Origin of the sequence: Microcystis sp. LEGE 00066 (genome assembly GCF_015207925.1) — a bacterium.
Taxonomy (GTDB): domain Bacteria; phylum Cyanobacteriota; class Cyanobacteriia; order Cyanobacteriales; family Microcystaceae; genus Microcystis; species Microcystis ichthyoblabe_A.
In genome coordinates, this window is record NZ_JADEVX010000007.1 from 1 (window position 1) to 25,529 (window position 25,529).

Annotated in this window: 23 protein-coding genes and 2 pseudogenes; 14 read left to right on the forward strand and 11 right to left on the reverse strand. The window is 45.0% G+C overall.

Annotation, left to right across the window (positions count from 1 at the left end; all coding sequences use genetic code 11):
- The 3 genes and pseudogenes from IQ224_RS02030 to IQ224_RS02040 all read right to left on the reverse strand — a co-directional run.
- A pseudogene (locus IQ224_RS02030) lies at positions 1-521 on the reverse strand (protein kinase); the annotation flags it as partial.
- A 416-nt stretch (positions 522-937) separates the two neighbouring features.
- A complete protein-coding gene (locus tag IQ224_RS02035) occupies positions 938-2,110 on the reverse strand; it encodes a CBS domain-containing protein (protein ID WP_194032459.1) in 1,173 nt (390 codons plus the stop codon).
- 238 nt (positions 2,111-2,348) lie between these two features.
- Positions 2,349-2,789: a recombinase family protein gene (locus IQ224_RS02040; RefSeq protein ID WP_194032460.1), complete on the reverse strand. Its 441-nt coding sequence runs from the start codon at positions 2,787-2,789 to the stop codon at positions 2,349-2,351.
- A gap of 274 nt (positions 2,790-3,063) precedes the next feature.
- On the opposite strand from IQ224_RS02040, the gene trxA reads away from it, so the two are divergent.
- From trxA to IQ224_RS02055, 3 genes are all read left to right on the forward strand, one after another.
- Positions 3,064-3,387, forward strand: coding sequence for a thioredoxin (trxA, locus tag IQ224_RS02045; protein WP_002790944.1), 324 nt, complete (start codon positions 3,064-3,066; stop codon positions 3,385-3,387).
- Between the two features lie 80 nt (positions 3,388-3,467).
- Positions 3,468-3,794 (forward strand): hypothetical protein, encoded by a 327-nt coding sequence (locus tag IQ224_RS02050; protein ID WP_194032461.1) that lies wholly within the window; start codon positions 3,468-3,470, stop codon positions 3,792-3,794.
- 51 nt (positions 3,795-3,845) lie between these two features.
- Positions 3,846-4,463, forward strand: a complete 618-nt coding sequence (locus IQ224_RS02055) for a CP12 domain-containing protein (RefSeq protein ID WP_002746099.1) — start codon at positions 3,846-3,848, stop codon at positions 4,461-4,463.
- A gap of 401 nt (positions 4,464-4,864) precedes the next feature.
- Here IQ224_RS02055 and IQ224_RS02060 read toward each other — a convergent pair whose 3' ends face one another.
- Positions 4,865-5,743: a LysR family transcriptional regulator gene (locus IQ224_RS02060; RefSeq protein ID WP_002746095.1), complete on the reverse strand. Its 879-nt coding sequence runs from the start codon at positions 5,741-5,743 to the stop codon at positions 4,865-4,867.
- Positions 5,744-6,045: 302 nt separating this feature from the next.
- Between IQ224_RS02060 and IQ224_RS02065 the strand changes: the two genes are divergently transcribed.
- The 3 genes from IQ224_RS02065 (at position 6,046) to IQ224_RS02075 (ending at position 9,893) form a co-directional block, all read left to right on the forward strand.
- On the forward strand, positions 6,046-7,740 hold the full coding sequence (locus IQ224_RS02065) for a SulP family inorganic anion transporter (RefSeq protein ID WP_002746092.1): 1,695 nt from the start codon (positions 6,046-6,048) through the stop codon (positions 7,738-7,740).
- A 119-nt stretch (positions 7,741-7,859) separates the two neighbouring features.
- On the forward strand, positions 7,860-9,275 hold the full coding sequence (locus tag IQ224_RS02070; protein WP_036401971.1) for a cation:proton antiporter: 1,416 nt from the start codon (positions 7,860-7,862) through the stop codon (positions 9,273-9,275).
- Positions 9,276-9,395: 120 nt separating this feature from the next.
- Positions 9,396-9,893 carry a type I restriction-modification system subunit M N-terminal domain-containing protein gene (locus IQ224_RS02075; protein WP_002746088.1) on the forward strand — a complete coding sequence of 166 codons (498 nt, stop codon included), beginning with the start codon at positions 9,396-9,398 and terminating at the stop codon, positions 9,891-9,893.
- A gap of 157 nt (positions 9,894-10,050) precedes the next feature.
- On the opposite strand, the gene IQ224_RS02080 is transcribed toward IQ224_RS02075, so the two are convergent.
- From IQ224_RS02080 to IQ224_RS02100, 5 genes are all read right to left on the reverse strand, one after another.
- Entirely contained in the window at positions 10,051-11,523 is a 1,473-nt protein-coding gene (locus tag IQ224_RS02080; protein ID WP_194032462.1) for a hypothetical protein, read from the reverse strand.
- Positions 11,524-11,863: 340 nt separating this feature from the next.
- Positions 11,864-13,108 carry a M23 family metallopeptidase gene (locus IQ224_RS02085; protein ID WP_194032463.1) on the reverse strand — a complete coding sequence of 415 codons (1,245 nt, stop codon included), beginning with the start codon at positions 13,106-13,108 and terminating at the stop codon, positions 11,864-11,866.
- Between the two features lie 45 nt (positions 13,109-13,153).
- Positions 13,154-13,867, reverse strand: coding sequence for a biotin--[acetyl-CoA-carboxylase] ligase (locus IQ224_RS02090; RefSeq protein WP_002746081.1), 714 nt, complete (start codon positions 13,865-13,867; stop codon positions 13,154-13,156).
- Between the two features lie 264 nt (positions 13,868-14,131).
- A complete protein-coding gene (locus IQ224_RS02095) occupies positions 14,132-14,776 on the reverse strand; it encodes a histidine phosphatase family protein (protein ID WP_002765895.1) in 645 nt (214 codons plus the stop codon).
- A gap of 49 nt (positions 14,777-14,825) precedes the next feature.
- Positions 14,826-15,464 (reverse strand): histidine phosphatase family protein, encoded by a 639-nt coding sequence (locus IQ224_RS02100; RefSeq protein ID WP_194032464.1) that lies wholly within the window; start codon positions 15,462-15,464, stop codon positions 14,826-14,828.
- A gap of 287 nt (positions 15,465-15,751) precedes the next feature.
- Between IQ224_RS02100 and ndk the strand changes: the two genes are divergently transcribed.
- From ndk to IQ224_RS02115, 4 genes and pseudogenes are all read left to right on the forward strand, one after another.
- Positions 15,752-16,201 carry a nucleoside-diphosphate kinase gene (ndk, locus tag IQ224_RS02105; RefSeq protein ID WP_002746075.1) on the forward strand — a complete coding sequence of 150 codons (450 nt, stop codon included), beginning with the start codon at positions 15,752-15,754 and terminating at the stop codon, positions 16,199-16,201.
- A gap of 720 nt (positions 16,202-16,921) precedes the next feature.
- A pseudogene (locus IQ224_RS24800) lies at positions 16,922-17,150 on the forward strand (putative toxin-antitoxin system toxin component, PIN family); the annotation flags it as partial.
- Between the two features lie 76 nt (positions 17,151-17,226).
- Complete coding sequence (locus tag IQ224_RS02110; RefSeq protein WP_002736246.1) at positions 17,227-17,487, forward strand: type II toxin-antitoxin system Phd/YefM family antitoxin; 261 nt, start codon at positions 17,227-17,229, stop codon at positions 17,485-17,487.
- A complete protein-coding gene (locus IQ224_RS02115; RefSeq protein WP_002746068.1) occupies positions 17,480-17,746 on the forward strand; it encodes a Txe/YoeB family addiction module toxin in 267 nt (88 codons plus the stop codon). The genes IQ224_RS02110 and IQ224_RS02115 overlap by 8 nt, the downstream gene beginning before the upstream one ends.
- A gap of 644 nt (positions 17,747-18,390) precedes the next feature.
- On the opposite strand, the gene IQ224_RS02120 is transcribed toward IQ224_RS02115, so the two are convergent.
- On the reverse strand, positions 18,391-18,876 hold the full coding sequence (locus tag IQ224_RS02120; RefSeq protein WP_194032470.1) for a hypothetical protein: 486 nt from the start codon (positions 18,874-18,876) through the stop codon (positions 18,391-18,393).
- A gap of 502 nt (positions 18,877-19,378) precedes the next feature.
- On the opposite strand from IQ224_RS02120, the gene IQ224_RS02125 reads away from it, so the two are divergent.
- Positions 19,379-21,766, forward strand: a complete 2,388-nt coding sequence (locus IQ224_RS02125; RefSeq protein ID WP_002746055.1) for an ATP-dependent Clp protease ATP-binding subunit — start codon at positions 19,379-19,381, stop codon at positions 21,764-21,766.
- A 51-nt stretch (positions 21,767-21,817) separates the two neighbouring features.
- Here IQ224_RS02125 and IQ224_RS02130 read toward each other — a convergent pair whose 3' ends face one another.
- A complete protein-coding gene (locus tag IQ224_RS02130) occupies positions 21,818-21,961 on the reverse strand; it encodes a hypothetical protein (protein ID WP_002746053.1) in 144 nt (47 codons plus the stop codon).
- Positions 21,962-22,771: 810 nt separating this feature from the next.
- On the opposite strand from IQ224_RS02130, the gene IQ224_RS02135 reads away from it, so the two are divergent.
- The 3 genes from IQ224_RS02135 to atpD all read left to right on the forward strand — a co-directional run bounded on the left by IQ224_RS02135 (position 22,772) and on the right by atpD (position 25,460).
- The gene (locus tag IQ224_RS02135) at positions 22,772-23,044 is read left to right on the forward strand and encodes a hypothetical protein (RefSeq protein WP_002746049.1); all 273 of its coding nucleotides are present in this window, start codon (positions 22,772-22,774) and stop codon (positions 23,042-23,044) included.
- Positions 23,045-23,058: 14 nt separating this feature from the next.
- Positions 23,059-23,487: an Imm30 family immunity protein gene (locus tag IQ224_RS02140; protein WP_002746047.1), complete on the forward strand. Its 429-nt coding sequence runs from the start codon at positions 23,059-23,061 to the stop codon at positions 23,485-23,487.
- 524 nt (positions 23,488-24,011) lie between these two features.
- On the forward strand, positions 24,012-25,460 hold the full coding sequence (gene atpD / locus IQ224_RS02145) for a F0F1 ATP synthase subunit beta (RefSeq protein ID WP_002746040.1): 1,449 nt from the start codon (positions 24,012-24,014) through the stop codon (positions 25,458-25,460).
- Positions 25,461-25,529: the final 69 nt, after the last annotated feature.

Genomic DNA, 25,529 nt, shown 5'->3' on the forward strand with positions numbered 1-25,529 from the left:
CTATTGTGGACGGTTTGAGTGTGGCTTTTGTTATTTAAAGTTCTAATTAAGCCAAAATCTGCTAACTTGTATTGTTGATTAACCTTGAGGATATTACCCGGTTTTAAATCTCGATGGACTTTATTTTATCCATGAAGATAATTTAAGCCCTGGGCGACTTGAGCAGTAATATTTTTAATCTCATCCGCTGACAAACCGCCTTTGGCGATGTGATTTTCTAGGCTACCCTGTGCCAATTCCATGACTAAATAAAGCATTTCTGTATTGAGAAAAGTAAATTCCCCCACTGAATAAGCCTTAATTAAATTAGAATGTTCTAACTTTCTGGCATTTGTTAATTCAATTAATTTATCATCGCTACTTTCGGGGATAACTTTAATGGCAACTTCTTGAACCGATGTATTTCTGACCATTTCACTAGCATGAAATACACCACCAAAACCACCCGCACCGAGAAACTTATTAAGACGATAGGGGCCTATTTGTTGCCCTTCTAACATCTTCATCATTTGGTCTAGCATAATAATAACTCCTGAATTAGCCAATTTTTACGTTGTGTAACTATCCTATTAAGTGAGTGGTTATAACGAAGGCAGAGGGCAAGAGGCAAAAGCTTTATCGAAATGTGTAATTAATTTTGCTTAGGCACTTATTAAAGTATAAGATAGATGTGCCTTTGATTGGGTGCATCTCATTTTTGTAAATCTACTAATTTGGGATTTTTCAGGGGAAACTTTCTCCTAAAATTGGGCGTTACTTTCGGTTTTATCACTCAATACAAGGAGCTTCTAGGTTCTGTGTGATAAGTTTAACTTACTCTATGATCGATCAATCTTTGTGTCCTTTGTGTCTTTGTGGTTCCTTCCACTCCCTCGCTAGGAGGAATGTATCTTAGAATACATTTTACCCAGCAAACCTAAGAGATCCGAACAGCTTACTAAGAGCTAATTTCACGGCCGAGGTACTCAAGCTTATCGAGAACAGATTGAAGCAAAGATCGCCGCTGCTCGACGACAATATCTAAGTTAGCCAACATATACTTTACCTCTTTGTAGGCATTGTCCAGCAAGGTAAGTAATAATTCGCGATCGCCTGCGATGTCTTTTTCTGATGGGGTGCGGGTCCGTTGGGGCAATAAGTCCGCCGGTGGAGAAGGAAGGGAGGGCGATCGCTCGGACTCTAGCTGTTGAATCGTTTGTTGTAGATTTTCAATCACCCCATACATTTCCATCGGGTCAAAAACCCTTAACAGACTGGTTTGTGTAACAATGCCCAACCCCCGACCCCAGTTCCAAGAAACCACCAAACGCCCCACCCGCCGTTTTTGCATTTCCTGATGGGCCGTCCACAGGGAATCCTCGGGACTGAGGAGAAATAAGGGCGTACTCATCACCGTCTGGGCCCTAGTTTTGTGCAGATCGATTTGAACTGCTTGAAACTGGACAAGATCTCGCTCTGTCACAATACCAACGGGGTAGTCATTATCTTCGGAATTTCTCTGGGTGATCACCACACAACTGACACGATGTTCCGCCATTAACTGGGCCAATTGCCGGACTGTGGCGGTGAGTGGGGCCTGTACCACTTGACTGGTCATCACATCCGATACGCGACGAAATCGCAATAGATTGGCCGGACGCAATATCTGGCGAATACTTTCATGGGATATCACCCCGACTAATTGTCCTTGGTCATCCACAATCGGCAAATGGCGAATGCGGTAGCGCCGAAACAAAAACAGGGCAGCAAAAATGTCTTGAGCAGATTGCTGGGGTAACGTGATCAGGGGATGCACCATCACATCAGCAACGGTTGTCTCAGTCAGGTTAATTCCTTGGGCGGTGAGTCGCACCACATCCCGTTCTGTCAAAATTCCTAATAACTCTTGTCCTTGCACCACCAGCAGACAGCTAACACGCACCTCTCCGGCTGGAGCAGCTAGAGGGGATAGGTCATCGGTGAGCAAACACAGACGACTATGGGCCTGACCGATCATGGCGATCGCATCTGCTAGGGAAGTGGTTGGCGGCACCGTCAAGGGTTGGCGATTGATCGCCTTTTCCAGATCAGGGGCCCAACTCAGAGGTGTATCGAGGGACATCAGCACCATCCTGCGATCGCAAAGGACAAGATAGACAGAACAGTCACTGGGCAAAGAACCCAGACTCTCAGAGTTGCCAAAACCCGTTCTAAAACTATCTCAAAGTGTAGCGTCATTTAACTTTTTCCTAAAAGATGTAACGTTTTGTTACAATTTTTATTAAACTCGTAAAGATTTTAGACCCACTTCGGTGTATCATAGAGGGATGTAACAGGTTAAAGCCTGAAACTTTTTATTTAGGGGTTATTCAGCCTCTAATGGTTTCAGGAGCGGCATCACCAGACGCTGGGGTGAGTACTTCCGAGTTATGCTCGGACTGAGGGGTTACTCCGGAAATTCTGGACACCTTTCCATAAAGTCGATCCAGCACTCGCTTTACGGAAATACGCTGCCATGGTAGACCGCGTTTGGTGGTGTAGCCCTGTTCATTAAGCCAATCGGCGATCTTCTGCAAGGATTTCCCTGATTTGTGATGACGGCGAATCAGTTCAATGACCCGGCACTCTTCCGGATCATCCACTAATTCACCATCGATCGATCGTTGTCCAAAGGCAGGGGAGCCGTAGCCCGCATAACCACCGTTGCTTGCTTTTGCTTGTCTGCCTTGTTCTAGCCGCTCCCAGGCAGATAAATCTTTGGAAGGGGTCGCTGTCATAGGGTATCTAAATGCAACAACTTGCAAAACCATATTATCGCAACTTAACGTCGCAAATTTGTTTTGATTGGGGGCAGCCGATGACGACTTGCAAAGTAAAACCCGCGCATGAGCAGGGACTAGATGTCACCATCGATGTCTGGGACAACCAAACTATAGACGATACCCCCGGGAGGCGGACAAAGTTAAAGGGTCAAAGGCCAAGCATTTTTAGATGAGGAGCGGTTCAAAGCTGAATTTATCTTGTAAAACCCAGCGAGCAGAGAATTTGTCCTAAGTTACACAGCATCAATTTGGAGATATAAACATGGGTACGGCTACATTTATTCAAGATGAAACTGAATTTGATTCCCTCTTAAAGAGTGAATCTCTGTTGGTGGTAGATTGCACGGCAACCTGGTGTGGACCTTGCAAACTGGTGGCACCGTTGATCGATCGATTGGCCGATGACTATCGCGATCGCGCCAAAGTCTTCAAACTTGACCTGGACAGTAACAAACCCGTGGCCAAACGCTTTGGGATTAGAAGTATTCCTGCTGTCATGGTATTTAAACAGGGGGAATTGATAGAAACATTAGTTGGGGTTAAACCCTATGAAGAATTTACGGCAGCCGTAGAACGACAATTATAGTCTTCCACCACGAACGAACACTCTGGGCAAACGTCCGACGTTGACTCTTTCCTTCTCACACCACTATTCAATTTTGAGGTATGGCGATGAACAAGCTTATAGAAATTCGGTGTCCCAACTGTGGCAGCGTAGCTCAACGGCTCTTGAGCGATCGCTTACCCGCAGGATATAAGTGTCCGGCCCGACAGGTTGCTCAGACGGAATGCCCAGTGTGTGATTATTTCATCGCCATGTGTTGGCAAAATGGCGCTGTGCTGGAGGCCTATGCTCCAGGCATTCAGGGGAACACAGCTGCGGCCATGCCGCCCCAGCACCAACCAGCGATCGCCCATTGGTCTTTGTCATCTGTGTTCAAAGTGGCACTCAGCCCACAAGAGTCTAGGAAATTGCTATCGGGGCAACCCTAGTCAACTTTTGCATTTATACCAGTTCTTTCATTTAACCAAACCAAACCATATATGCTGCAAGCTCAAGAAATTATGACCCAAAACGTTGTCACCATTCGTGGTTCGGCAACGGTTGCCGATGCCGTGAAATTGATGAAAGAAAAAAAACTGCGGGGTTTGATTGTCGAACCGCGCCATGAACAGGATCCTTATGGAATTGTCACCGAAACCGACATCGTTTACAAAGTGGCGGCCTTTGGCCACGATCCTAAAACTATGCGGGTCTATGAAATTATGGCCAAGCCCTGTGTGGTTGTCAATCCCGAACTGGGGGTGGAATATGTAGCCCGGTTATTTGCTCAAACCCGCATTCGCCGCGCCCCCGTGATTCAGGGTAAAACTTTACTGGGTATTATTTCTGTCAGTGATATTCTCTTCAAGAGCGATTTTGTCGAAAAGCCCAAGCGGTTGTTCATTGAAGATGAAATTGAAGCAGCCCGGGAAGACGCACGGGCAATTTGCGCGGCCAAGGGTGAGACCTCTCCCGATTGTGCCGCGGCCTGGGATGTGGTTGAGGAACTCCAGGCCGAAGCCTCCCATCAACGGGCCAAAAAACAGGGGAGTAACTCATTTCAGGCTTACTGCGAAGCCAATCCCGATGCCTTAGAGTGCCGCATTTATGACGATTAAATCCTTGCGGGTTTTGGGAGAATCGATCGCCTTGAGGATTTCGCTGATCGGTTTTCCCAGGCGATCGAGTTCTCGAACATTCTCCACCTTTTCGGATGGGAGATAGATCGAGCGCTTGCGCTTACCGAACTCAACTTGATCGGGAGTCTGTGGGTACTTAGAGTCTGCTGAATAAATCTAAAAACCTTGTTGGATAAGAATTTTAGACTTTTTTCCCATCAAAAAGTGCCAGACATTGGGGGGATCGGGCGGGAAATTTAGGCACTTTTTCCCTGAAAATTAGGTAATTGACCCTCTGAAAATGGGTAAAACCCTACACCCTACACCCCACACCTCACACCCCACACCCTGCCCCCACGAAAAACTTTTTCAGCAGACCCTACTTATGCCCCTAATTCCCCTTAGAGGAGATAATCAAGAAAAGTCTTGGCGATCACGGATAGTTTTTTATCCTTGGGATAAACCACATACCAATGGCGTTGGATGGGAAAGTCTTCCACGTCAAGGATGGTAAATTCCCCATTGGGAGGATCTAAATTTAAGACGTGCTGAGACAGAACTGAAATTCCTAAACCACCAGCGATCGCTTGTTTAATGGCTTCATTATTGCCGATTTCCAAACGCAGAGATACGGTGATGCCATGGTCGAGAAAAATTTGCTGTACTGCCCGTCTAATTCCCGATCCCATTTCCCGCATAATAAAAGGTTCCCCTTGCAGTCGTTTAATTGGAATTTTTTTCTGTCCCGCTAGGGGGTGATCTTTGCGAGCAATAACCACAAGGGGATTTTCCAGAAACGGTTGAATCTCCAGGTTTAGCTCTTGGGGGGGTTCGCTTAAAATATATAGGTCATCAACATTATTGATCATCCTTGTTTCTAGGTCTTGGTGATTGGTCAATTCTAGGGACACATCCACCCCTTGGTACTGTTGACAAAAAGGACCTAGGATCTGAGGGATTAAATATTGGGCTGTGGATACCGCCGCTAAACGCAGTTTACCCTGTTTAATGCCCTTGATATCGGCGATCGCCATCTCAAAGTTATCAAGATCCTTGAGGACTGCTTGACAGGTGACTAATAAACTGCGTCCGGCCTCGGTTAAATACAAACGTTTGCCTATCTGTTCAAATAAGGGTAAACCCACTGATTTAGTCAGTTGTTTCATCTGGGTGGAAACGGTGGGTTGGGTGATCGATAGTTCTTCAGCAGCCCTGGTGAAACTGCCATGACGAGCGGTCGCTTCAAAGACAATCAGTTGATGTAAAGTGGCGTGAATCAAGAGAGGCCTCTAGAGAGCTACACTTCTGTTACTGCCTTGAGGAGCTTTGCTAAACAGAAGCAGGAATGGAGGGGAACGAGTAAAAACCTCCCCACCCCGCTTATATCATAGGTTTAAATCAATACTTTTGTAAAGATATATCGATTTAAACTCAATTTATAAAATTTGCTTGTCAAGATATCCGTTCTAGTATAGATTTATAACAATCGATCTTTAAAAACCATAAACTTTTGTCTATCAAGGCTGGTCTCTCAACCGCCGGTTTTGTTATGGCAAAAAACCCTTTGCTCAGTTGGATTCTCATGGAAATAACCAATCGTATTCATTTTGACAATTTGCGGGGCGATATATTCGGTGGTCTAACAGCTGCCATCGTTTCTCTCCCTCTAGCTCTCGCTTTCGGTGTAGCTTCTGGGGCTGGGGCGATCGCTGGTTTGTACGGTGCTGTCTGTGTGGGTTTTTTTGCTGCCCTTTTTGGTGGCACCCCCACGTTAATTTCGGAACCGACGGGGCCGATGACGGTAGTAATGACGGCGATCGTGGCCAGTTTAACCGCCAAAAATCCCGAATTAGGCCTACCCATGGCCTTTACGGTAGTCATGTTAGCGGGCATTTTCCAGATTCTGTTCGGTATCTTCAAAATGGGTAAATACATCACCCTGATGCCCTATAGCGTTATTTCTGGCTTTATGTCTGGGATCGGGGTAATCCTGATTATTCTACAAATTCCGCCCTTTTTAGGGCAAGCCGCCCCCAAAGGAGGGGTTTTAGGCACAGTGCAGAAAATCCCGGAACTACTCTCTAATATCAATCCCCCTGAAGCCATTCTGGGGGCGATCACCTTGGCGATCATCTTCCTGATGCCCTCGAAATTCAAGCGTTTTGTCCCCCCTCAGTTATTAGCTTTGGTGATAGGAACTCTGATTTCGCTGTTTTTCTTCCAAGGTGCTGAAATTCGCCGGATTGGGGATATTCCCGTGGGTTTACCCACCTTGCAAATGCCCACCTTTAGTGCTGCCCAAATGATCACAATGTTGGTGGATGGGGCAGTTTTAGGGATGTTGGGTTGTATTGATACCCTATTAACGGCGGTAATTGCCGATAGTTTGACCCGTACCGAACACAAATCGAATAAAGAATTGATCGGTCAAGGTATTGGTAACTTAGTATCAGGAATCTGTGGCGGTTTACCCGGTGCTGGGGCCACGATGGGAACTGTCGTCAATATTCAAACCGGTGCGACCACTGCCCTTTCTGGCATTACTCGCGCTTTAATTTTATTAGTCGTCGTTCTCTGGGCCGCCGGTTTAACTAAGAGTATCCCCATGGCGGTATTAGCGGGGATTGCCCTAAAAGTGGGGATCGATATTCTCGACTGGAGTTTCCTGAAACGCTCCCACAAGATTTCTCTGAAAGGGACGCTAATCATGTACGGTGTACTGTTATTAACAGTATTCGTCGATCTGATCGTTGCTGTGGGTGTGGGGGTCTTTATTGCTAATATTCTCACCATTGATCGCCTCAGTGAACTGCAAGCGCAGGAAGTGAAAACAATCACCGATAACGATGACGAGATTCTCCTAAGTCCAGAAGAAAAAAGGTTACTCAACCAAGCTAACGGTCGCATCATCCTATTTTATCTCAGTGGTCCGATGATCTTTGGAGTCTCGAAAGCGATCGCCAGGGAACACACAGCCATGAAGGAAGCGGATGTTTTAATCTTGGACTTGAGTGATGTGCCTTTGTTAGGGGTGACAGCTTCTTTAGCGATCGAAAATGCGATTAAAGATGCGATCGATAAAAGTTTACAAGTCTTTATCGTTGGTGCCACCAGCAAAATCCAGCATCGTTTGGAACGTCTCGGCATTTTAGCCCAACTCCCCCCCGATCATGTGCTAATGGACAGAACCATCGCCCTACAACAAGCGGTAACTTTTGTCAAGACCCATCCTCACCAAGAACCAGAGGATTTTGAGGTTAATCAACTAAACAACTAATGCTTGTCTTGATCTGGGCAACCCCATCCCCAGCTTGACTGTCCTTGGGCGGTGGCCCTTTTTCCTATCCCCCAGTTTTATGACCACCTAAAATCTTTAACCCTCATTCCTTTAAACTCATGATTTTGTCCCATATTCTGCCTCCTTCGATCGGGGAGATAGCGGCTCCCATGACTCCGATCCCCTTGCTCGCCACCGTTGTGGCCGAGGATTCACCGATTATTCTCTCCGGGGTATTGCTGACGCTGGTGGTGATTTATCTGGCCAGCAAGCTCGGCGCGGAGGCCGCCCGACGATTGGATTTTCCGCCCGTACTGGGAGAACTGGTCGCCGGTGTGATCGTCGGCGTTTCGGCACTGCATCTGGTCATCTTTCCCGAAGGGGGGCTATCGGCCTCGGACTCGCTGATTATGACGGTACTGCAAGGATTGAATCAATTGGCCCCGGCTGCCGTAGACCGGATCTTTGAGTCCCAAAGTGAAGTGATTTCGGTTCTAGCTGAAATCGGTGTGATTATTCTGCTGTTTGAAATTGGCCTAGAATCCGACCTGCGACAACTCAAGGAAGTGGGAATTCAAGCCACGGTTGTGGCCTGTGTGGGGGTTGCGGCACCTTTTGCGGCAGGTACAGCCGGGTTAATGCTCGTCTTTCATGTGGCGGCTATCCCGGCGATTTTTGCAGGGGCTGCCTTGACAGCAACCAGTATCGGTATTACCTCGAAGGTGTTGTCCGAGTTAGGTCAACTCAAATCCAAAGAAGGGCAAATTATCGTCGGTGCGGCGGTGATCGATGATGTCCTCGGTATTATTGTTCTGGCTGTGGTCGCTAGTTTGGCCAAAACCGGTGAAATCGATGTGGTTAATGTTATTTATCTGATCGTCAGTGCCACGGCCTTTTTAATCGGATCAATTTTGTTGGGAGGTATTTTTAACAAAAGTTTTGTGGCGATCGTGGAGCGGCTGAAAACTCGGGGAAATATTGTTATTCCCGCATTTGTTTTCGCTTTCTTTATGGCATTTTTAGGCAATGCTATTCATCTTGAAGCGATTTTAGGGGCCTTTGCCGCCGGTTTGGTGCTTGATGAAACCGATACCCGCAACGAGTTGGATGAGTTAATTAAACCGATCGCCGATTTGCTTGTACCGATTTTCTTTGTGACGGTGGGAGCGCGTGCCGATCTCGGTGTTTTAAACCCAACGGTACCGGAGAATCGGGCTGGACTTTTGATCGCTGTCTTTTTGATGGTTGTGGCGATTATCGGTAAACTGGTGACGGGCTGGGCAGTTTTTGGTATATCTGGAATCAATCGCCTCGCCATCGGTGTGGGTATGATTCCCCGAGGTGAGGTGGGTTTAGTTTTTGCTGGGATTGGCTCGGCCAGCGGAATTTTGGATAAGCCTTTGGAAGTGTCGATTATTATTATGGTAATCCTGACCACTTTTCTCGCTCCTCCCTTCCTCCGAATTGCTTTTGGTAAGACGGAAGCTGTTGCCGAAACCCTAGCAAGCAAGGAGCGGGCTAATCCTATTCCTTAACTTTGATGGTAAAATCTGATTTTTTAGACGAGGCTGAAGCATTTTCAGCCTTTTTACAAATCTATGCTCAGGATAAGGGAGCGATCGAGGTAAGATTTGAGAGTATCTAATCTTTTTCCTATGTTCGAGCAGACATTTAAGAATATCGACGATATTCTCCGAAAAGAGGCGGGATGCGCGACGGAGTTGGATTACGCGGAACAGATATCCTGGATTCTCTTTTTGAAATATCTCGACGATCTGGAGGTCGATCGCCAGAATCGGGCATTATTGACAGAAGAAGACTACGATCCGTTACTAGACGAACCCTATCGCTGGTCGAATTGGGCCTACCCCAAGGACGCAAGGGGTGAACTGCTGAAAACCGCCAAGGTGGGGGACGATCTGATCGAGTTCGTCAATAGCGACCTATTTCCCTACTTTCAGGGATTCAAGGAATACGCAGAACCGGGGACGTTCGGGGCTAAAATCAGGGAAATTTTTGCGGGGGTGCGGAATAAGTTTCAGAGCGGGTACAACCTGCGGGAAGTTCTCGAAAGTATTGACCGGCTTCAGTTTCGCACGCAACAGCAGAAACCCGTTTTCTGTGCGTTACTCAACGGATTTAGTATAACTTGATATTACTAAGGCTGCGAATGTATGAAAACGCATCAATTGGGCAAAAGCTCAACAATGCTTTTTTAAGCTCCAAAAACCGCTATATTTGTAACCCAAAACAAATTAATTCTGATTAGAGTCAGTGTTTGTAGGCGCTTTTGCCGGTGGCGATTGATGTTCACTTATCGGAACTAGGAAGAACAATCTGTCTTTTACTTAGCTGTTGCCAAATATCTACTAGGAAAACTAGCAAGAATAGATGAACAGCACCTAGAAACTGATGTCTTTCAAAGATAAAGAAGAACTTGGGTAATAAGGGAACATTCGGTGGTTGTTGAAAACCTAAATACTGTTGTGCTTGTGCCACATAAGCATTAGATATTTGGGAGTAAAGAAAACAACCGTAGGCAAAAGCAGCAAATAAAGAGGCGAGTAGGGCGCGTCTGGATACCAGGAAATCCTGATAGTAGAGCCAGATAACACTGATCAAAATAAAAGGATAACCTATATAGAGATAGCGCTCATGAGTGCCACTGAGAAGAATATTAAAACCTAGGTAACTTAGTCCGTGGAAAAGGCAGAGAAGTGCCATTAAATAGGTAGGATTATATTTAGGGCTAATCGCCTCGGTTTTGGTGGCGAGAATTTGCCAAATCTTGATTAAACCTGTACAGAGAAGAAAACCCATGAAACCAGCATAGAGTAAAAACCCTGCTTGGTGAGGACTGATACCTTTTTTCCAGCTACCCAGTTGCAAATCCATAAAAGGTACTAAGGAGGAAGCGCCCGGTTCTAAACCGAGAAATATCCAGATATTAAAGCCATTTCCTGAGATTTTGTCACCTTGAGCAACACTAGACTTTAAGACAAAGAGGAAACTAGACTGAATCAGTCTGAGGGGAACTGCAAATAGGCTATCTAGGTAGAGGAAAAATCCGAGGCTTAAAAGTAGAGTTGCTCCCAGCCAGATTAAGCCTTTAGTCTGGTATCTTTGCTGGAATTTGTAACCTGTGGTCAGGATAACTAGGGCAAAAAAGGGTAGGGAAAAAATAAAAAGTTGTTTAGTGAGAATGAATAGGACTAAACTAAACATCCCGATGAGAAACCAGAGGATATTTTTGAGCAGGGTGTTTTTCTCACTCCAAGATTGGAAGAAACCAATGGTAGCCAAGAGGCAAAATAATAAGCCTACGTTGTCAATCTGTCCCCAGAGAGAACCTGCCGCCCAGAGAAATAGCACTAGGGTAATGGTTAAACCGATGATTACGGGGCGTTTGAATTTTAAGATTCTCGCTAGGTAGGTAAGAAGGAGAAAAATGACAGCGTCAACAAACGCTAGGTAAAAACGGAAGTAGTAGATAGCTTCGGTTTTTTCGCTAATTCCCAATAGGGATTTTATCGCCGCAATTACTCCGCCACTTGCTAGTACACCTATACTAGAATAGTCTGGGATTTTGCGAGGACAATCCATATATACTTTACCTGCTGCGAGACAATCCCCCCATCTACTAAATTGGAAGACATCGGTAACGTGATAAATGGGGAGAAAATAGACCAAAATAAAGGGTAGGGCCACTCCTAGCACATAGGCAAAGGGGATGAGGAAATTATTTTTTTCCCCTCGGTTAGTTGAGTCTAGAAAGTTTTTCATTATTTGGTAGGGTTTGCTGAAAAAGTCGCTCAAGTAATTGCAGGACTTTGCAGAACTGATACCATTTTTCTTTATTCGTGGCAGGTATCCCACTCCCCTCTCCTTTTCTGGGAGAGGGGTTCGGGGTGAGGGTAATTAACCATCTCTGCCATTACTTTAGAAAAATGGTATGAGAGGCATAATAACAGCAATGGGGGAAATAGTTTCTCGAGTGTTTCTCGCTTACTAGCATCAAGCCAAGATGTAAGATAGCTTTTAAGGCTTCTTCCCTTTTCGGGGCGAGTTTTTTCACGAGAGATTTTAATTCCCACCAAAGATGTTCTATTAATTAGCTCACCATTCAATTCTGATTAGGGTCAGTGGCTGCGGCCATTTGCATTCTCTGTACCAGATTATCGAGGGCTAATTCTAGATGTAAACCGGCATCTACGGCGGTCCAACCCTGTTCGGTTAGGTGTCGCCATTCAAAGTGTAGGTGCGGACCAGTAGAAACTCCCGTACTACCCACGCGACCGATAACCGCTCCCTGTTCCACCCATTCTCCCGGTTTGACGGTAATTTCCGAAAGGTGGGCATAACGAGATTCTTGACTACCATCGAGGTGACGCAAAATCACCGTTAATCCGTAACCTCCCAACCAGTCGGCGGTGGCCACTTCCCCCGCGTAGGCGGCTAATACAGGTGTTCCCATCGGTGCGCCTAAATCAGTACCCGCGTGCATGGCCCGATTCCCGCTGACTGGATGATTTCGCCACCCGAAAACCGAGGTAATTTGGGCGGGAAGAGCGAGGGGAAAAAGTAAATCGGTGCGTTGAGTTTGGTTAGAATCCGTGGGACTTAAACGGGTGGCCCGCTTATAGGTGGTCGCTTCGCTGATTGCCTCCACTTCCGCACGAGTCACCGGGGCCAAAGCTAATTTTACGCCATTCCATTCTGGGGGATTGAGGGCCACCACCTGACTGGGAATCACCGTCGGGGCAGCCAGACGTACCGGGGAGCTAGAAGCGACGAGAGTGGGGGCATAACGACGCAGGGAATTATTAGCGATAACCGGCTGATTTCGGGGCTGCCGTCCTACTCGCACGGCCGGATTAGGATTGAGACGTACCCGGGCCAGATTAACCGGGGGTAAGGGTTTGGCCACAGTGCTGACCGGCTGACGACGGGAGGCCCGGGCCGCCAGATTACAGCTACCTCCTACCAGTTGACCATTTTGGGCGATGGTTTGGCAACCACTGCGGCGCTCGGTGACAACAACGGAACTGGGGGGGTTAAAGTTTCTAGTATCGATAAAATTATTTTTACCGCCGGCCCGGGGGGCAAGGGTAGGCATATCGGTTCGATGGTTTTCGGGGATAGCCAGACGGGGGGCAGGATTAGTATTTTCTTTGATAACAGGGGCTTTCAGAGTCGGGGCGGGATTTTCCACTACCGGGGTTTCGCTGCCAGTTTCGGAATTAGCGATCGCATTGGGAGCAAGAGTAATCAGACCGCTGACCACTAAACCGAGACCACTGCATAAACTCAGCTTCTTTTTTAAGGATTTTCCGAGGAAAAGTTTCAATATCACCGATGAAGGATACATAGGGCGGCCTCACTTCTCACAGTTTAGTCAAAAAAATATTTAGACTCAATTATAGCCGAGACTGACCCTACCTGCCGGTATATAGATTTCACTACTGGCATTGTCCGAGGTTAATTTAACTTTTAATTCCCCTCGATTGCTTACCCCCGTTATTATGCCCTGATAGCCCTCGAAAACTATCTTTTGACCAAAATTGGCAAAAAATTCTAAATAGGAATCTAATAGGGCTTTTATGCCGTGATGACAGTAATATTCATAGCCGTATAGGATAGCATCGCTGGTGAGAGAAGTTAACTGAGCGATCGAGGTGATTTTATTGCCAGTAAAAGCTTGTAAATTAATACCCGTGGGGGGGACAGGATTAGTCCAATTGAGGCCCACTCCGATGACTGCTTGCGGGATGTTTTGACCCTGAATACGGGTTTCTAGGTTAATTCCCCCTAGTTTGCGCCCTAGTAATACTAAATCATTCGGCCATTTGATTTTAACAGGTATTTCTTGACAATTCAGGTGATAAGCGATGCCCCAAACTGTAGCGAGAACGAGATGGGCAGATTTATCCACCTCTAAATCAAGATTTAAAGCCAAAGATAAATATAATCCTCCCGGTTCAGAAATCCATTCCCGTCCCCATTGTCCTCTCCCAGCACTTTGTTGACTAGCGGTCACCACAAAAGGCGGATTTTCCCCCGACTCTAATAATTCCCACGCTTTAGTATTAGTGGAAGGTAATAGCTCAAAGTGATGGATTTTGGGCATAAATTGGAAGTGGGGAGTATTTTCAGTGTTGCCAAAGGCACGGCGTAGCCGTCCAGTAAACAGTAAACAGTAATCAGTGACCTGATACGGCCATCCGTTGAGTATAGGCTACATATCAGGACAGACAAAAAGCAAGAGGCAAACGGCAAAAGAGGGAATAGATAATCAGTTTTTAATAACTGGATTGAGTATGAAAACTGACATATGATCAGTGATCAGTGATCACTGATCAGTGATCACTGATCACTGATCACTGATAACTGATTAGGTGCAGGGGAGAGAACGCAGGTACTCACTGAGGTGGGAACGTAAACCGATGCCATGGAAAAGCGGGCCACGACTGCCTAATTCGACGATACTGACGGCTGCCACGGGCATTTCAAATCGATCGCGATAACGGCCCACATCAATGCCCATCAGACTACAGAGCATGATCCGGATGGTGGCCTTGTGGGAAACGATCAAGATATTGCCATCACTGTGGGTGTGTTCAATTTCCTCCAAAACGGCTGCGGAACGACGGGCGATATCGATGCCCCTTTCCCCGTTGGGGGGAGCATTCCAAGCGGGATCCGTCAACCAGCGTACATAGAGATCATGATATTGATGGTCAATATCGTTGGGGTGCATTCCTTCCCAAAGACCATAACCGATCTCTTGTAATCCCTGCCGGATTTCTAATTTCAGTCCCACCGCTTCACAGAGAGGTTTAGCGGTTTGAATAGCTCTTTGGAGGGGACTGACGTAGGCCGCACGCCAAGGTAAAGAACGATAGACATCAGCGAATTCTTCCGCCATTTCGATGCCTTCGGCCGTCAAACCGGGATCATTTTCTGGAGTACCACAGTATCCTCCCGTTTTGCTATAGGCTGTCTGTCCGTGTCGCAGAAAATATAACATCAAGCACATAGTTTTTCAGGAGACCAAATCCGGGGTTTCCCTGGTTGCTGTTGACTGGTTAGGTTCCCGCTCGGGAGCGCAGGTCATTGCGGATGTGAGAGCGATCGCCCATGACTTGAAAGAGGGGACCATGTTCGGCTAATTCGACGATCGTCACCGAGGCCACGGGCATGGCAATTCGATCGCGATAACGGCCGATATCAATGCCTAAAAGAGAACATAACACGATTCGGATCGTTGCTTTATGGGAAACGATCAAAATATGGCCATCATCGTGATGATGATCGATTTCCTCTAATACCTCCGAACTACGACGAGCGATATCGATGCCTTTTTCGCCCCCCGTGGGAGAATTCCAGCCTGGATCTGCTAACCAGCGCACATAATCATCATGAAACTCCTGATTAACCTCAGCTGCGGTTTTTCCCTCCCATTGGCCGTAGGCAATCTCTTTTAATCCTTCCCGTTTGTGGATGGGAATACTTAAGAGTTCGCTTAAAGGGGTGGCCGTGGCCATGGTGCGTTTGAGGGGACTGGAATAGATCCCTGTCCAAGGCACATCTCGATAGGCAAGGGCGAAATCCTTGGCCATTTCATAGCCGGCCGGGGTTAGTTCCAAGTCTAATCGACCGCAAAAACTACCCGTTTGACTGGCTGTGGTTTCGCCATGACGCAAAAAGTAAAGTTTTAGACTCATTTTTTAGGTTCCTCTTAATATTTGTGACTCTCTCCCACCTATAGTGATACTAAATCTTGTTTAAAAAGTATAGGAGAACAGGGATTAGAGGAAGTGGGAATTATGAATTATGAATTATGAATTGGGGAGCAGGGAACAGGGAGCCAAAACGAAAACTTCCTATTAGCTTATACCTTGCACGGCAAGCTAACTCAGCAATTGAAGCGAAAATTCTACCATTCTCTAGGATGCCATTCCGGGTTAATCTGGGTTTCGGGACAATTTATGGCTAAATTTTAAGAGGCAGTATGGAACGCACTTTCTTAATGATTAAACCTGACGGTGTGCAACGCAATCTGGTGGGGGAAATTATTCAACGCTTTGAAGCTAAAGGTTTTACACTGGTTGGGTTGAAAATGATGCAGGTTTCTAGCGAATTAGCGGAAAAACACTACGCTGTTCATAAGGAACGACCCTTTTTCCCTTCTTTAGTCGATTTTATTACTTCCTCCCCCGTGGTGGCTATGGTTTGGCAAGGAGAAGGAGTAATTGCCTCCGCTAGAAAAATTATTGGCGCCACTAATCCCCTCAATGCTGAACCGGGTACGATTCGCGGTGATTTTGGCATTAGTGTCGGACGCAATCTTATCCATGGTTCCGATGGCCCAGATACCGCCAAAGATGAAGTTAGTCTCTGGTTTAGCGATGCAGAATTGGCTGATTGGACTCCCGCCATCACTCCCTGGGTGGTAGAGTAATTCCCCACTGGAAGCCATTAGGAGTCAGGAGATAGGAGTCAGTATTCAGGAGTCAGCTTTTTTCTCCCTTCTCCCTTCTCCCCTCTCTCCAATAACTACCGCTGCATACTTTGTGCTTTTTGTCAAAAAAACTTTTTTTTTGCAACAAAACTACACAAAAAAAAGATCATCGTTGTGGGTGAAATTGACCGATTTACCTTTCTTAATTAGGATTACCCTGTAGATGTGGCAAGGGTTTCAACCATTGCTGCCCAAAAAAGCACAAAACAACCCATTATGAAATTCAGTAAAATCGCTGTAACCATCATAACATCGTTGTTAAATAAAAATCTTTCTCAATTAATTCTTAAGAATTTGTAAATATTGCGAAATGTTAATTTAAATATTCTCAAGTCTTTGGAGTCAATAAATAATTTTTGCTTATCTTTGTCGAACATTGGGTTAGAAGTCAGTTATCAGTTATCAGCCGTAGCGACTGTCTTGATTGTCAAGGGGTAATTCAAAAAAACTCAAGCGGTTGCCGTAAAACTCAAAATCTCAAGCCGGAAAAAAGCGCAGCAAAAACTAAGTCGCTCAGGTTAAACCAAAGCAAGCGCAACCCTTGATCAGAGATAACAAAAAGTGTAAATCTCTAGGAACAAGGTGGTTGGGTTGAGCTATCATTATTGAGCAGGTATTACCAATCGGCTCACAAGGCGAAACCCAACCAAGATTGTGAAAATATTCCGGGAAGTTGTTGGGTTTCATGCTTCAACCCAAACTAGGAGTTTTACTCAGACTAATCGAGTTGTTATAGATACCAATGTTTTTATTAGTGCTTTACTCAATCCACTAGGAACACCCAGAAAAGTAATCAATCAGTCAATGTACCATTCTTCAGAGCAAGGCAACTTATCAAGAATTGGCAACGAGAATAAGCAAAAATAAATTTGACAAATATTTAGAAAAGGTGCTATTATCCTGAATAATAGTTGACTTGTGTTAGAATCGGTTGCACTCTTGTTGTTAATTTAAGGGATAGTTACATGAAAATTGTTACTGTTACTGAAGCCAAAGAACAAATTGATGAATTAGTGAATGATACCAATGATAATCATCAACCGATTTTGTTATCTGGTACGAAAAAGAATGCTATTTTAATTGCTGAGGAAGATTGGAACTCTATTCAAGAAACGCTTTATTTGTATTCTATTCCTGGTATGGTAGATTCAATTATTGAAGGTGGCAACACTTCTATTGAAGATTGTGTGGATGAGGCGGGTATCAGAGCAATTTTAAATGGATAATTGGCAGTTGGTTTTTACCAAACAAGCGAAAAAAGATGCTGAAAAGCTGGCTCGTACTTGGTTGGCAAAACAAGCTAACGAGTTATTAAATATTCTTAAGTCAAATCCGTATCAATCTTATCCTGTTTATGAGAAACTCAGTGGCGATTTAGCGAGCTATTATTCCCGACGTATTAATATTCAGCATCGTTTGGTTTATCAGGTTATTCCAGAAGAGAAGGTTGTCAAAGTTATACGGATGTGGACTCATTATGAATAACCCCTCTTATTTATTTTACACTGGTAACAGTATAGACTGAAAATGATTGACTTGGATTGTAAAAATATAGCAATTTGCGAATGAGTGAGGCACATACTAGGAACGTGAAAAGTTTATGTTATAAGACTTTTGCCTTCCGCAAAACGGTATAAATACCCCCAAGATAACATAAAAATACGATATAAATTCTCCTCCTCAACTGACTGAATGAAGGGGCATTTATGGTATTTTTAGAAACAATTTAGCTGGCTTTTGTGGTTTCTTTTTCGGTATATTGGTAAGGTTTTAGTTTGCGGTTGAAGAAAATACCATACAAGATCATGTTATCGCACTAAGGGAAAAATTTATAAATTTCTTGGCAATGAGCAACTCGTTGATAGATAATGGTTTGATGATTTGACCTCTCCCCCAACCCCTCTGGGAGCAGGAGAGGGGAGTTAGTCTGGATTGATTGGTAGCCTTATTCGTCTTCGTTTCTTAAAGGTATAATTCCTTTAAGAATCGGCTCTTCGGGACTTGGTATGGTTCGATATGGGGGCATAAATCGACTAAATCCTTATCTGGCAAGAGATTTAATTGATTAGTTCGCTCTAGATCGCAAACAATTGACAAAAATCGCGGTAATGTCTGTCTCTATAAGGGTTTCATTCCTTATAACCCCCATCCATTGCATAACACAAACCGAAGAGCCTAAGAATCTTTCCTCTAATAATCAAATAGGCAGGAAAACAATACACCCAAAGGATAAGTAGAAACAAAAAAACTGACCATGAATTACCAAATGATGGTACAAATGATCCTGTAATTTTATACTTATGAATTTCTATTGTATGGGAATCAATTGCTGCCCAAAGTGCTGTCCAGAAGACAATTCCACGCATTATAGGACCTCCTGTAATCGCTCCAAGACCAATGCCAACAACCAAAATCAACAATGTTAGTAAAAGTGAATTTCTCCAACCCATAATGAATATTAATCTTTTTAGTAGTGTTTCTATCGAATCGAGATAGACTCGCGCATCCTTGCCCATGCCATTGTTGAAATTGCGGGTAGTGCGATCACCCTCCCTCGTAGCTAGGTAAAGCAACACCCCAACCCAACACCAAAGGGAGATAGCGGAAGCATACACACTCCCCCCCGCAAATGTATCAAAAGCTACAATTTAATAAATCTTTATATTCTTCTCCCTAGCTTAGGGATTCACAGGGGAAAGAGTTTCAGGTATTTGCCCCTGTTTTACTGCTTCTCAAGCGACCTATCGCCTTCCGTGAGGGATTGTGGCGCGGTGTGTCAGATTCGATAATAGGGTTCAAAATTTCGCTAACCGCTACTTGAGCCATAGCGTTTTCCCTTAAGCAGAATTCACGCCACCTCCAGTTCATAATGCAATACCAGAAGCTCATCAGAGCAACTCGATTCGCAATTGGCGGCCTACCACAGAAGCCGCCCGTTGGATGGTGTAGAAAATGACCCGTGGGATGCGCCCGCTAGTAGGGGCAATTCATAAATTGCCCCTACTCCCCACTCCTGGCCCCTAACCCACCCTACTGATACGGATATCCCCCTTCCGGCTAATGTAAAGAAAACGTTACAGTAACAAGTAAAGCCCAGTAGCCAGGAAGCCGTCGATCATGTTTGAATACTTTAACCAGAAAGCTATCAAAGCGGTGATGTTCGCCCAAGAAGAAGCCCGTCGTACCGGTCACAGTGTCGTCGGTACGGAGCATTTACTGTTAGGATTGATAGGAGAAGCCACCGCCACCGCAGCCTTAATTCTCAAGGATTTAAAAGTTACCCTGCACGAAAGTCGCCGCCTGATTGAAGGAATGACCGGCCGTGGCAGCGGTTACAGTCCCGTTAATATCCCTTTTACTCCGAAAGCGAAAAAGATGTTCGAGCAAGCATTTCAGGAAGCTCGACAATTAGGGGAACAGGCGATCGCACCTGAACATCTATTACTTGCTATCACCGCCGATCCCGAATCCCTAGCCGCTAAAATTTTAATTATGCAGGGTGTTGATTTGATCAAACTTCGCGGCCTTTTACTGAAAAATGCTGGGGAAAAAGTCGCTAGTGGTCGCTTAACGGGTGATAGTAACTATAAAGACCAGAAAAATACTCCCCAAGGCGGTATTTTAGCCCAATATGGTCGCAATTTAAGCCAAGAGGTCAAAAATGGCAAAATTGACCCTGTAATCGGTAGAGAGCCAGAAATCGAGCGAGTTGTCCAAATTTTAGGCCGTCGTACCAAAAGTAACCCGATTTTACTCGGTGCGCCGGGGGTGGGCAAGACAGCGATCGCTGAAGGGTTAGCACAACGCATCCATAGTGGCGATATTCCCGAACTTTTGCAGGATAAACAGGTAATTGCCCTCGATATGGGGTCTTTACTGGCGGGAACCCGTTTTCGCGGCGATTTTGAGGAACGTTTAAAGGGTATCGTGGAGGAAGTTCGCAAATCGGGCAGTATTATCCTGTTTATTGATGAAATTCACACTCTTGTGGGTGCTGGTAGCATGGGGGGAGCTATGGATGCTTCTAACCTACTTAAACCTGCTTTAGCTCGCGGCGAGTTACAGTGTTTAGGGGCCACCACTCTCGATGAGTATAAACAGCATATTGAGCGAGATGCGGCTCTAGAAAGACGTTTTCAGCCAGTTATGGTGGGAGAACCGACTAAAGAGCAGGCGATCGAGATTTTACGCGGTTTAAAAGCCACCTACGAGGATTTCCATCAGGTAAAATACGATCAAAAAGCGATCGAAGCTGCTGTTCATCTATCCTCGCGCTATATCAATGATCGCTTTTTACCGGACAAAGCGATCGATCTTCTCGATGAAGCAGGATCCCGCACCCATCTACGCTATTCCCTGCAAAGTAAAAGTCCCGCAGAGGTTAGCGAAGAATCACCCCTAATTAACCCCGAATCTTTAATTCCGGTGGTGGATGCGGAGGAAATCGCCCAAATTGTCGCCGCTTGGACTGGTATTCCCGTTACCCAATTAACTGAAACTGAGTCAGAATCGCTCTTAAATCTGGAATCTCAACTGCACGAGCGGATTATTGGTCAACAGGAGGCAGTAAATGCCGTTTCTCGTGCTATTCGTCGAGCGCGAGTAAATTTAAAGAATCCTAACCGTCCGATTGCCTCGTTTATTTTTGCCGGTCCCACGGGAGTGGGTAAAACCGAATTAACGAAAGCCTTAGCTAAGTTACTCTTTGGCTCGGAATCCAGTATGATTCGTCTAGATATGTCGGAATTTATGGAATCCCACACGGTTTCTAAATTAATTGGTGCGCCTCCCGGATACATCGGTTACAATGAAGGCGGTCAGTTAACGGAAGCAGTGCGTCGTCAACCCTATAGAGTGGTTTTGTTTGACGAAATCGAGAAAGCACATCCCGATGTTTTTAATCTTCTCCTGCAACTGTTAGAAGATGGTCGTTTGACCGATTCCCAAGGTCGTCGGGTGGACTTTAAGAATACCCTAATTATCATGACCTCGAATATTGGCTCAAAAGTCATCGAAAAAGGCGGTAAGAGCTTAGGATTCGAGATGGCTGACGATTTTGCTCAATCCCGTTACCAACAGATTTCTAATCGGGTGACAGAGGAGTTAAAACAATATTTCCGTCCCGAATTTCTCAACCGTCTCGATGAAATCATTGTTTTCCGACAGTTAACCCGCGAAGAAGTTACCCAGATTGCCGATATTCTTATCGCAGATATAGCCAAACAATTGACAGAAAAAGGCATTTCTGTGGAAGTTACCGCCGCTTTTAAGGATTTGGTCATCAATGAGGGTTATGATCCTAGCTACGGTGCGCGGCCTTTACGTCGTGCTTTAACTCGACGCTTAGAGGATAGTTTAGCCGTGGCGATGTTATCGGGAAAAGTCAATTCTGGAGACCATGCGCTATTAGATGTAACTGCGGACGGTGTGGTGACAGTCTCTAGTCATCAGCGCTCTGAGCAGAACAATATTCTCTCGCAATTACAGTTACAACCGGTGGGTTAATCCGCTCAAAAATTGCTTTTTCCGGGGTTGAAAATTTTTCAACCCCGATTTTTACCATCCTGGAAAAATAACTTCTAGGGGAGCGGGAATCATCTCGGTGCGAAAGTCCAGAATCTGGACTAGGATTAAATAGGCAACGGCGATTAAAATCGAAATCGCTCCTGTGATAATGGCGATAATTTTAGCAGAATTCATATAGTTAACCGATAATTTCCTCAGATTATCGCTCTATTGCCGCAAAAGCTACCGAAATTTATTCTCATCTACGATTGCGAGCCTAAACAATTCAAGCTGAAGATATCTTACAGCACAATTCTCCCGGACGGTTACGAGAAAGGAGTGCATCTCAGCAAAGCTGTCCCTTGAAAATTTGACAGGAGATAGTTCTTGTGGCTCAATGTATAGACTAAACTCTATGGTCAAGCTTACAATTATTTTTTATTTGAATCTATACAACCAGCAAAACCCTTGCTATAATCGACAATATATGGTAATAAACCAATTCCATCCACTGCATCCGCATCGGCATCCCCAAAGTTGATCAACCTCGCTTTGTTTTAAGGTAGGCTAAGGCCTGCCTTACTTTTTTGGGTTGGGAAGCACTGGAGTTGGGGGAAAAGAGGAAAATGGGTCATTAAAGCTTAATTATCAGGAAAAAGCTCTGATCGTGTGTAAATTCTAGCTTTCTTTCGGGGCAAGCTTTCGAGTGATCAATAACTAACAGAAACTAAATTTTCGAGTTGTTGTTAGAAAATAGGCGAGCGCTCGCTTATAAAATAAGAGTTTCAGCACTTATGTGTTGACAGGAATTTTCCGAGATAGAAGAGCGATAAGATTTTTATTCACCTATGATAAATCTATGGTCTAAAATAATCATAAGGAGACAACATCACTCAATTTAAACTACTGACAGGAGAAGGAAAAGTCGGGACATACGGCGACTTGTTAAAATTAGGTCGTAGAGGAGATAACTTAACCCCCCATCATCTACCATCCAATGCGTATATGAAAGCGAAAATCAACGGTTACACAACTAATCAAGGAATTGCTATCATGATGGAACACTTATACCCCGGAAAAGGGGGTCGTCATCGTCAAACCTTATCTTATGGTAAAAGTCCAGACTTAACCCTTTCCCCTCGACAAACCTTAGCACAAGAAGTTTGGGATATTCGCTCAATTTATCTAGGTCAAGGATTATATAATGCAGATATTAGAAAGGGATTACAAGAACTCATTCAACTTAATAAAACTACCTGGTCAACCTTTTTTGATTAAGGAGCAACAACCCCATGAATTTAATAAAAATCTTACAAGAGAATCGCTTAATGAAAACATCCCAAGAAATTAAATTATTTGAGGAAACATTAGAAAAACTTGCCAAATATCCTGATGATAAACATTTAAAAGACTTACATCTTATCCTAGATGATAACTGTGAACATCCTGAAATTATGTTTAGTTTATTGCATTTTTTAGAAGATTTTGAACCCCAACAACAAATACAGGCTTTTATTGAAGTGATTCCTCAATTAATGATAACTGCACCAGAATGGACAAAAATCATTCACTATCGAATGATTAATGATGAATATGCTGTTAAAATTTATCAGAATAGTCTGGAATTAGCCAATCAAAAAACACCTCATTTTTTGTATCAACTTTTACTAGAAAGCGTCAAAAATCAGATTAATTCATCCTCAGAGGTCATCTTAACCTAAATTTTTGTATGACTTATAGAAATTAAAATGATATTTTGGTATCTGTAATCCCTGAAAAAATGTCGCTTTTTCTGGCATTTGTTCAACCTTGATTAATTTAATTTGAGACTCAGTGACTTCCCCCAACCCCCCAAAAGCTTGGATTGAGTAATAAAATCAAAAGTAAACGCCAATTTTAAAAGAGAGTTTCCCCTTAAAAATCCCAACCTATATCTTGAGCAGTTAAACCCTCGACACTGTGGCCATCTTCTCCTTGAGACATGAGGTAACGTTCAATTAAAGGCAAACCCCTGTGTTTGTCAAGCAGGGAGCGGGAAGCGGGAAGTGGGAAGCGGGAAGTGGGGGGAACAAATAAAATAATCTCCCGTTTCCAAGTCTCCTGACGACCGACTGCTGAGGGCTGATAGCGAAAATAACTGATCTGATCCCCTAGCGTGATAAGCTGAGTATTGGCTAATTTTACAAAAAATTAAGACTTTCCCCTTGTGGGAGTTATCAGCTAAAACCCAGAGCAGACATAAACAATGGTAGCGACAACAGAAACTAACGTTGGTAAAATCGTCCAGATCATCGGTCCTGTCATCGATGCCGAATTTCCCAGTGGCAACCTGCCCCGTATTTATAATGCCTTAACCGTAAAAGGAACTAACTCCGCCGGTCAAAATTTATCCGTTACTTGTGAAGTGCAACAGTTACTCGGTGATAACCAAGTGCGGGCCGTTGCCATGAGTACCACCGATGGTTTAGTGCGCGGTATGGATATCGTGGATACCGGCGCAGCGATTAGCGTTCCCGTGGGTAAATGCACCCTCGGTCGGATTTTTAACGTTCTTGGTGAACCCGTGGACGAAAAAGGACCGGTTAACGTCACCGAAACCTCTCCTATTCACCGTCCCGCTCCCAAATTAGTCGATCTTGAAGTAACACCGACGGTTTTTGAAACCGGTATCAAGGTAATTGACCTGCTCACCCCCTACCGTCAAGGTGGCAAAATCGGCCTCTTTGGGGGTGCTGGTGTGGGCAAAACCGTCATTATGATGGAATTAATCAACAATATCGCCATTCAACACGGGGGTGTCTCGGTTTTTGGCGGTGTGGGTGAAAGAACCCGCGAAGGAAACGACCTCTACAACGAGATGATCGAATCGAAGGTAATCAACGCTGATAACCCCGAAGACTCGAAAATCGCCCTCGTTTACGGTCAGATGAACGAACCCCCCGGAGCGAGAATGCGCGTCGGTCTCTCCGCTTTGACCATGGCCGAATATTTCCGCGATGTCAACAAGCAAGACGTTCTCTTATTTGTTGATAATATCTTCCGTTTCGTGCAAGCTGGTTCGGAAGTATCGGCGCTCCTCGGTCGGATGCCTTCTGCGGTAGGATACCAACCCACCCTCGGCACTGACGTAGGCGACCTGCAAGAGCGGATCACCTCCACCAAAGAAGGATCGATCACTTCCATCCAAGCGGTCTATGTACCTGCGGATGACTTGACTGACCCCGCTCCCGCTACCACCTTCGCTCACTTGGACGGAACTACTGTACTATCCCGGGGTCTGGCTTCCAAAGGTATCTATCCGGCGGTAGATCCCCTCGGTTCCACCAGCACCATGCTCCAAGCTGATATCGTCGGTGATGAACACTACGGCACCGCTCGCGCCGTCCAATCTACCCTGCAACGCTATAAAGAGTTACAGGACATCATCGCTATTCTCGGTTTAGACGAATTATCGGAAGAAGATCGTCTCACCGTTGACCGCGCTCGTAAAATTGAGCGTTTCCTCTCGCAACCTTTCTTCGTGGCCGAAGTGTTCACCGGTTCTCCGGGTAAATACGTTACCCTCGCTGATACGATCAAAGGCTTCCAGATGATCCTCAAAGGTGAACTCGATAGCTTACCCGAACAAGCGTTCTACATGGTCGGCAGTATCGATGAAGCGATCGCTAAAGGCGAAAAACTCAAAAAAGGCTAATTAAAAGTCAGTAGTAACCGCTAAACGCGGTTACTTAACCCAGAAATCTGCCAAAATTATCGTTATTAT

Bases quoted from the DNA above. Each gene is read 5' to 3' on its own strand.
- IQ224_RS02035 (WP_194032459.1), bottom strand. From the start codon at position 2,110: ATGGTGCTGATGTCCCTCGATACACCTCTGAGTTGGGCCCCTGATCTG.
- IQ224_RS02040 (WP_194032460.1), bottom strand. From the start codon at position 2,789: ATGGTTTTGCAAGTTGTTGCATTTAGATACCCTATGACAGCGACCCCT.
- trxA (WP_002790944.1), top strand. From the start codon at position 3,064: ATGGGTACGGCTACATTTATTCAAGATGAAACTGAATTTGATTCCCTC.
- IQ224_RS02050 (WP_194032461.1), top strand. From the start codon at position 3,468: ATGGCGATGAACAAGCTTATAGAAATTCGGTGTCCCAACTGTGGCAGC.
- IQ224_RS02055 (WP_002746099.1), top strand. From the start codon at position 3,846: ATGCTGCAAGCTCAAGAAATTATGACCCAAAACGTTGTCACCATTCGT.
- IQ224_RS02065 (WP_002746092.1), top strand. From the start codon at position 6,046: ATGGAAATAACCAATCGTATTCATTTTGACAATTTGCGGGGCGATATA.
- IQ224_RS02070 (WP_036401971.1), top strand. From the start codon at position 7,860: ATGATTTTGTCCCATATTCTGCCTCCTTCGATCGGGGAGATAGCGGCT.
- IQ224_RS02075 (WP_002746088.1), top strand. From the start codon at position 9,396: ATGTTCGAGCAGACATTTAAGAATATCGACGATATTCTCCGAAAAGAG.
- IQ224_RS02080 (WP_194032462.1), bottom strand. From the start codon at position 11,523: ATGAAAAACTTTCTAGACTCAACTAACCGAGGGGAAAAAAATAATTTC.
- IQ224_RS02085 (WP_194032463.1), bottom strand. From the start codon at position 13,108: ATGTATCCTTCATCGGTGATATTGAAACTTTTCCTCGGAAAATCCTTA.
- IQ224_RS02090 (WP_002746081.1), bottom strand. From the start codon at position 13,867: ATGCCCAAAATCCATCACTTTGAGCTATTACCTTCCACTAATACTAAA.
- IQ224_RS02095 (WP_002765895.1), bottom strand. From the start codon at position 14,776: ATGTGCTTGATGTTATATTTTCTGCGACACGGACAGACAGCCTATAGC.
- IQ224_RS02100 (WP_194032464.1), bottom strand. From the start codon at position 15,464: ATGAGTCTAAAACTTTACTTTTTGCGTCATGGCGAAACCACAGCCAGT.
- ndk (WP_002746075.1), top strand. From the start codon at position 15,752: ATGGAACGCACTTTCTTAATGATTAAACCTGACGGTGTGCAACGCAAT.
- IQ224_RS02110 (WP_002736246.1), top strand. From the start codon at position 17,227: ATGAAAATTGTTACTGTTACTGAAGCCAAAGAACAAATTGATGAATTA.
- IQ224_RS02115 (WP_002746068.1), top strand. From the start codon at position 17,480: ATGGATAATTGGCAGTTGGTTTTTACCAAACAAGCGAAAAAAGATGCT.
- IQ224_RS02125 (WP_002746055.1), top strand. From the start codon at position 19,379: ATGTTTGAATACTTTAACCAGAAAGCTATCAAAGCGGTGATGTTCGCC.
- IQ224_RS02130 (WP_002746053.1), bottom strand. From the start codon at position 21,961: ATGAATTCTGCTAAAATTATCGCCATTATCACAGGAGCGATTTCGATT.
- IQ224_RS02135 (WP_002746049.1), top strand. From the start codon at position 22,772: ATGAAAGCGAAAATCAACGGTTACACAACTAATCAAGGAATTGCTATC.
- IQ224_RS02140 (WP_002746047.1), top strand. From the start codon at position 23,059: ATGAATTTAATAAAAATCTTACAAGAGAATCGCTTAATGAAAACATCC.
- atpD (WP_002746040.1), top strand. From the start codon at position 24,012: ATGGTAGCGACAACAGAAACTAACGTTGGTAAAATCGTCCAGATCATC.